7 protein-coding genes are annotated in these 6907 nt (G+C 47.8%); all 7 read left to right on the top strand.

What is annotated here, in order from left to right; translation table 11 throughout:
- The first annotated feature begins 680 nt into the window (after window positions 1-680).
- Window positions 681-815 (top strand): 50S ribosomal protein L34, encoded by a 135-nt coding sequence (gene rpmH / locus NSU00_RS15925; protein WP_003397591.1) that lies wholly within the window; start codon window positions 681-683, stop codon window positions 813-815.
- 95 nt (window positions 816-910) lie between these two features.
- Entirely contained in the window at window positions 911-1255 is a 345-nt protein-coding gene (gene rnpA / locus NSU00_RS15920) for a ribonuclease P protein component (RefSeq protein WP_013860903.1), read from the top strand.
- 107 nt (window positions 1256-1362) lie between these two features.
- Window positions 1363-2151, top strand: a complete 789-nt coding sequence (gene yidC, locus NSU00_RS15915) for a membrane protein insertase YidC (protein ID WP_013860902.1) — start codon at window positions 1363-1365, stop codon at window positions 2149-2151.
- A complete protein-coding gene (jag, locus tag NSU00_RS15910) occupies window positions 2148-2771 on the top strand; it encodes an RNA-binding cell elongation regulator Jag/EloR (RefSeq protein ID WP_340703154.1) in 624 nt (207 codons plus the stop codon). The genes yidC and jag overlap by 4 nt, the downstream gene beginning before the upstream one ends.
- Window positions 2728-3048, top strand: a complete 321-nt coding sequence (locus NSU00_RS15905) for a hypothetical protein (RefSeq protein WP_315959014.1) — start codon at window positions 2728-2730, stop codon at window positions 3046-3048. The genes jag and NSU00_RS15905 overlap by 44 nt, the downstream gene beginning before the upstream one ends.
- A 29-nt stretch (window positions 3049-3077) precedes the next feature.
- Complete coding sequence (gene mnmE / locus NSU00_RS15900) at window positions 3078-4463, top strand: tRNA uridine-5-carboxymethylaminomethyl(34) synthesis GTPase MnmE (protein WP_340703153.1); 1386 nt, start codon at window positions 3078-3080, stop codon at window positions 4461-4463.
- A gap of 504 nt (window positions 4464-4967) precedes the next feature.
- Window positions 4968-6857 carry a tRNA uridine-5-carboxymethylaminomethyl(34) synthesis enzyme MnmG gene (gene mnmG, locus NSU00_RS15895; protein WP_013860899.1) on the top strand — a complete coding sequence of 630 codons (1890 nt, stop codon included), beginning with the start codon at window positions 4968-4970 and terminating at the stop codon, window positions 6855-6857.
- Window positions 6858-6907: the final 50 nt, after the last annotated feature.

The raw sequence follows: 6907 nt of genomic DNA, 5'->3' as shown, positions 1-6907 counted from the left end.
CGCCAATCCCTCCTTTTTATCAAACGAAAAATAACCATTCTCTCTGTCTGTGTAACATTGTTTCGGCGAAGGTTGTGGCCATTTATAAACATGCATATGTTTGTATGGTGGAAAAATATATAATAAGGAATAAATCCGGAATTTCGACATCATCCACCAATTGTGGACAACTTTATTCCAATGGTTTGGATAAACTGTCCACAAGTTATCCACAAACTGTGGATGAATTAGTTATACACAACCGGTTATTCAGGGTTAAAACACAATAATCATAACAGATAATCTTAGGTGTTGCAATGATCTTTGTAAATTATCCACAATTCGCAAAAGGTGTGAAAAATCATTATCCACATGCTCTGAATTTGTGTGAAACTTGTCAATAATTGTTGTGGATACTTGAAAATCCGCCAAAAAATTATCCACATTCCGGCTGTGCGGAAAAATAGCGGATGATAACCGGAAGGGATCATCCCGCCCCGTTTTTCGCGGAAACAGGACGCCGTTTTGGACCAGAAGAGCACGGAAGCGGAGCTGGAAAAACGGCCCGTTATTTTAAGCGGGGAGACGAATGCCAGGTACGCGGAGTTTTGGAGAGCCTTGACAAGCAGGAAAGTTCGTCATTATAATAATATAGACTGTCGTTTATCATTCGAACGAATTCCCTCGAGGAGGTGTCATACATGAAAAGAACTTATCAGCCAAATAAAAGAAAAAGAAGCAAAGTCCACGGCTTCCGTGCGCGCATGAGCACAAAAAACGGCCGCAAAGTATTGGCAAGACGGCGCCGCAAAGGAAGAAAAGTATTATCCGCATAACCACTGAAAAGTCTCAGTGGTTTTTTTTAACTAAAAAGGCGGTTCCGGCCGCCGCTTTTGGCTGCATCACTGTTGGCAGGACAGAAGGAGTATATATGAGAAAATCTTATCGGGTAAAAAAAAATACAGAATTTCAGGAGGTTTTCAAGCACGGGAAGTCGTTCGCAAACCGCCAGTTTGTTGTATACGTGCTGAAAAAGAAAAACCGGAAACATTTCAGAATCGGGCTTTCCGTCAGCAAGAAGCTGGGGAATGCCGTCAAAAGAAATGAAATCAAAAGATATATCCGGCAAGTGTTTTTAGAGTTGAAAGAAGACATCCCGCCCGGATATGATTATATTATTATCGCCAGAAAACCGGCGGCCGAGATGAATTACCATGAAGTCAAAAAGAGCTTAATCCACGTTCTGAAAATAGCCAATGCCCTTAAAAAAAGTTAGAATAAAAGAAGAAATTTACCAGGGCGTGCGGCAGCATCCGGCTGCTTTGGAACATCTGAAAAAGTAAGCGTTTTTTGCTGAAATCTCATACAGGGGAGGACAAACGATTGGGAAAAAAGTTTGCGCTGGCTGGAATGGTACTTGCCCTTGCCGCCGTGATGGCTGGCTGTACGGAATTTAACCAGGATATCACACCGGAAAGCAAAGGAATCTGGAACCAGTATATTGTATATCCCTTATCCTGGCTGATTATAAAGGCAGCCCGGTTTCTGGGGGGCAGCTACGGGCTGTCCATTATTTTGATTACGATTATCATCCGCCTAGCCATTTTGCCGCTGAATATTACCCAGCTAAAAAGTGCGAAAGCCATGCAGGCACTCCAGCCTGAAATAAAAAAACTGCAGGAAAAATATGCGTCAAAAGATGCGGTAACACGGCAAAAACTCCAGCAGGAAATGATGAAACTGTATCAGGAGTACCATATTAATCCTGCTGCAGGATGCCTGCCGATTTTAATCCAAATGCCGATATTAATCGGATTTTATCATGCCATCAACCGGACGCCGGCCATCCGCGAGTCCTCTTTTCTTTGGTTTGACCTCGGGTCCGCGGATTATGTGCTTGCTGTGATTGCCGGCATCACCACCTTTCTCCAGCAAAAAGTGATGATGTCCGGGGGGAATTATGATGCAAATCCGCAAATGAAAATGCAAATGAACATGATGCTTTGGTTTATGCCCATCATGATTATTGTGATCGGCGTGGGGCTCCCGTCCGCGCTGCCGCTGTACTGGATTGTCGGGAACATCTTTATGATTGTCCAGTCGTATTTCATTAAAAGTCCTGCTGCAAGCATGCCTGTCCAAAACGCAAAAGCCAGGGGGACGAAAAAATGAAAGAAACGACCGCAACAGGGCAAAATGTAGAGGATGCTGTCAACCAGGCCCTTCAGGAGCTTGAAGCGGAAAAAGAAAATGTGGAGATTGAGATCCTTGATGAAGGCAAAAAGGGCATATTCGGCCTGTTCGGCGCGAAACCGGCTGTCGTCCGTGTCCGGCTGAAAGAGACGCCGGTTGAACAAGTGCTCTCTTATTTGCGCAATATTATCGAAAAAATGGGGGTTTCCCCCGGCCTCCAATTCGAAGAACATGACCGGACATTGCATATTAACGTGACGGGCGAAAACCTGTCGGTGCTGATCGGAAAAAGGGGACAAACTTTAAATGCGTTGCAGTTTCTTACGCAGCTGGCCGCAAACCGGTATTATCCGCATTATGAAAGAGTGATGCTTAATATTGGCAATTACCGGGAAAGGCGGGAAGAGGCGCTAAACCGGCTTGCGGAAAGGCTTGCTGCCCAGGTTTTGCGCACCGGACGGCCGGTAAAGCTGGAGCCGATGCCATCCTATGAAAGAAAAATCATCCACAGTGCGCTCGCCCATCATAAACAGGTCATCACCTATTCAGAAGGAAATGAACCAAAACGGTATGTTGTCATTGATTTGGCAAAGCATTAAACGCCCTCCATCCGGGAAACCGGGGGAGGCGTTTTTTTTAGCTGTACCCACCGGGCGTGCAGCCTTTTTTTTGCCGCATGAAAAAAAGCCGGCATATCCACAACCTGGGATAATCAGCTTTTTCTGCCGTTGTTATTCACATGTGGATAAGTTAAAATGGAGTTATCGGCTTTTTGTGGATTGTGAAAAAGAACATATCACTTGTATTCGCGAAAAAATTTGGTATTCTATTACGTTAGGTGAAAAAAAGAAAGCAGAGTGCCAATCTTTTATATAAATGACCAAAAAAGGAAGCGGGGTGAAAAAATGGAAATGGATACAATTGCGGCGATCTCGACGCCGATGGGAGAGGGAGCGATTTCGATTGTCCGGCTGAGCGGCGAAAATGCGATTTCGATTGCGAATCGATTATTTGCAGGTGTCGGCGGGAAAAAACTGGCGGATGTCCCTTCGCACACGATCCATTATGGGAAAATTGTCGACCCGGACACTGGAGAAACCGTTGAGGAAGCGATGGTAAGCGTGATGAAAGCGCCGAAAACGTTCACGCGCGAAGATGTCGTGGAAATCAACTGCCATGGCGGGCTCGTCGTTGTAAACAGGGTATTGCAGCTCGTTTTAAACAACGGTGCGCGCCTTGCTGAGCCGGGTGAGTTTACAAAACGGGCGTTTTTGAACGGACGTATCGATCTCTCACAAGCGGAAGCTGTCATGGATTTAATCCGCGCCAAAACGGATAAAGCGATGAACGTGGCGATCGGCCAGATGGAAGGCAGATTGTCGAAACTGGTCAAAAGGTTGCGCCAGGAAATATTGGAAGTCGTCGCGCATATCGAAGTCAATATTGATTATCCGGAATACGACGATGTTGAAGAGATGACGCACCGCATGCTGGAAGAGAAAGCACAGTACATCAAAAATGAAATCGAAAAACTGTTGCGGACAGCGCACCAGGGAAAAATTTTGCGGGAAGGGTTGTCAACGGCTATTATCGGCCGCCCGAATGTCGGAAAATCATCATTATTAAACAGCCTTGTCCAGGAAAATAAGGCCATTGTCACCGATATTCCCGGCACGACACGCGATGTGATCGAAGAATACGTCAATGTCCGCGGTGTGCCGCTGCGCCTGATTGACACCGCAGGCATCCGCGAAACAGAAGATATCGTAGAACGAATTGGTGTGGAACGTTCGCGGAAAGCGCTCAAGGAAGCGGATTTGATTTTGCTTGTTATCAACTCATCCGAGCCGCTCAGCCCGGAAGATAAGGCATTGTTTGAAGCTGTGGAAGGCATGGATGTGATTGTCATCTTAAATAAGTGGGACCTGCCGCATCAAGTGGAGATGGAAAGCGTCCGCCAACTTGCGCAAGGCGCGAAAATCCTCACCACGTCGCTTGTAACAGAGGAAGGCATGGAGAAATTGGAAGATGCGATTGCTGCGATGTATTTTGAAGGGCAGATGGAAACAGGCGACCTGACATATGTTTCAAACAGCCGCCATATTGCGCTTTTGAACCAGGCATTGGAAGCCATTCAAGATGTGCAAAACGGCATTCAATCTAATACCCCGATTGATATTATCCAAATCGACCTGACCCGGACATGGGACCTGCTCGGCGAAATCATCGGCGACACCGTCCAGGAAAGCTTGTTGAACCAACTCTTCTCCCAATTCTGTCTCGGGAAATAAGAAAAGCGGAGGCGACTGTACAGCGGCGTACGGATTTTGTAGTCTTCGACCGAGATAAAGGAAACACGATGAGCCGACAGGTGAATCGATGTTGACTTATCGAAAGGAGAAGACGTAAAAATCCGCTAGCCGCTAGGAGCCGGAGCTGGACAATAAGAAAAGCGGAGGGCGTTTGCTTATCGGCGTACGGATTTTATTAGGCCTCTGACTGAGATTGAGTGAAACTGCAATCATCAGGGCCACGGCCCTGATGATTGCAAGTTGAACCAATCGGACATTTACGGGCAGTTGACCCCCGCTTAGCCTATTGTGTCATATTTTTATCATACCTGTGGCGGGGGTCTTACTGCCCGTTAATGCGGGATAAAGGAAACACGGCGAGGAACGAGCCGATGCCCGCTTATCGTAGGGAAGAGGCCGGAAAATCCGCTAGCCGATAACGCCCGCAGCTAGACAAAGAAAAGCGGAGGACGTTTGATTTTATAAAATGAAGGAGTGATAAGCATGCGGCAATACGATGCAGGAGACTATGATGTCATTGTAGTCGGCGCCGGGCATGCCGGTTGTGAAGCAGGCCTGGCCGCCGCAAGAATCGGTGCCAAAACGTTAATGATCACGATTAATCTCGATATGATTGCCTACATGCCGTGCAACCCGTCGATCGGCGGTCCGGCAAAAGGGATCGTCGTCCGCGAAATCGATGCACTCGGCGGTGAAATGGGCAGGAATATCGATAAAACCTATATCCAAATGCGGATGCTGAATACCGGAAAGGGGCCGGCCGTGCAGGCGCTCAGGGCCCAAGCGGATAAAGTCGAATACCAACGTGAAATGAAAAAAACCATTGAAAACCAGGAAAATTTGACGCTTTTGCAAGGAATGGTCGAGGAACTCGTGCTTGATGACGGCATCTGCAAAGGAGTTGTTACAAAAACCGGCGCAAAATATACAGCCAAAACGGTTGTGCTGACGACCGGCACGTTCCTGCGCGGCGAAATTATTATCGGGGAATTGAAATATTCAAGCGGCCCGAATAACCAGCAGCCTTCCATTGCCCTCGCTGAAAAATTGGAAGAGCTCGGCTTTGACCTCGTCCGGTTTAAAACCGGGACGCCGCCGCGCGTAAACGGCAAAACGATTGACTACAGCAAAACGGAAATCCAGCCGGGCGATCTGGAACCGCGGGCATTCAGTTATGAAACGGCGAAGGTGATCACGGACCAGCTCCCTTGCTGGCTGACTTACACCAATGAACGCACCCATGCCATTATTGACGCCAATCTCGGCCGCGCGCCGATGTTTTCCGGCATGATCAAAGGCACCGGGCCGCGTTATTGCCCGTCGATTGAAGACAAAGTCGTCCGCTTCCATGACAAGCCCCGCCACCAGCTCTTCCTGGAACCGGAAGGCCGCCACACTGAAGAAGTATATGTACAAGGGCTCTCAACAAGCATGCCGGAAGAAGTGCAAAGGGAAATTTTAGCCTCAATTGAAGGGCTGGAGCATGCAAAAATGATGCGCCCCGGTTATGCAATTGAATATGATGCGATCACGCCGACCCAGCTGTGGCCGACACTCGAAACGAAAAAAGTGAAGAACCTTTATACAGCCGGCCAAATCAACGGGACGTCCGGTTACGAAGAAGCAGCCGGGCAGGGGATTATTGCCGGCATCAATGCAGCGCAGAGAGCACTGGGGAAAGAAGAACTTGTCCTCGGTCGTTCCGATGCTTATATCGGTGTTTTAATTGATGACCTGGTCACAAAAGGAACGCGCGAACCGTACCGCCTTTTGACCTCCCGTGCCGAATACCGCCTGCTGCTGCGCCATGACAATGCAGATCTCAGGCTGACTGAAATTGGCTATAAAATCGGCTTGATTTCCGAAGAACGTTACCGGAAATTTACGGCGAAAAAACAGGCGATTGAAGCGGAAATCAAGCGTTTGAAATCCGTCATTCTGAAACCGGATGAAAAAACGCAGACACTGATCCGGGAAGCGGGAGGAAGCGAACTGAAAGACGGCATCCACGCCGCTGATCTCCTGAAACGGCCGGAAATGCGGTATGAACATATCAAAGCGCTTGTGCCGCCTGAAACGGAACTTCCGCCTGAAGTGGAAGAACAGGTGGAAATCCAGATCAAATATGAAGGCTATATCGCAAAATCATTGCAGCAAGTGGAACGGATGAAAAAGCTGGAAGACAAAAAAATCCCGTCTGATATTGATTATGATGCGATCCACGGGCTGGCAACAGAAGCGCGCCAAAAATTAAACAAAGTGCGCCCGATCTCGATTGCCCAGGCATCGCGCATTTCCGGCGTAAATCCGGCTGATATTTCAATTTTGCTTGTCTACATTGAACAGGGGAAAATTGCAAAAATCCCTGGATAAGGCATGAAGCCCGGGTTTTTCCGGCTTCTCCCTTTTTTTACATCTCAACC

The organism is Weizmannia sp. FSL W8-0401, assembly GCF_038009125.1.
GTDB classification, from domain to species: Bacteria; Bacillota; Bacilli; order Bacillales; family Bacillaceae_C; genus Weizmannia; species Weizmannia coagulans.
This window is presented reverse-complemented; position numbering and strand designations above follow the sequence as displayed.

What these genes read in the sequence shown, in the direction of transcription:
- rpmH (WP_003397591.1), top strand. Translation starts at nt 681, where the DNA reads ATGAAAAGAACTTATCAGCCAAATAAAAGAAAAAGAAGCAAAGTCCAC.
- rnpA (WP_013860903.1), top strand. Translation starts at nt 911, where the DNA reads ATGAGAAAATCTTATCGGGTAAAAAAAAATACAGAATTTCAGGAGGTT.
- jag (WP_340703154.1), top strand. Translation starts at nt 2,148, where the DNA reads ATGAAAGAAACGACCGCAACAGGGCAAAATGTAGAGGATGCTGTCAAC.
- NSU00_RS15905 (WP_315959014.1), top strand. Translation starts at nt 2,728, where the DNA reads ATGAACCAAAACGGTATGTTGTCATTGATTTGGCAAAGCATTAAACGC.
- mnmE (WP_340703153.1), top strand. Translation starts at nt 3,078, where the DNA reads ATGGAAATGGATACAATTGCGGCGATCTCGACGCCGATGGGAGAGGGA.
- mnmG (WP_013860899.1), top strand. Translation starts at nt 4,968, where the DNA reads ATGCGGCAATACGATGCAGGAGACTATGATGTCATTGTAGTCGGCGCC.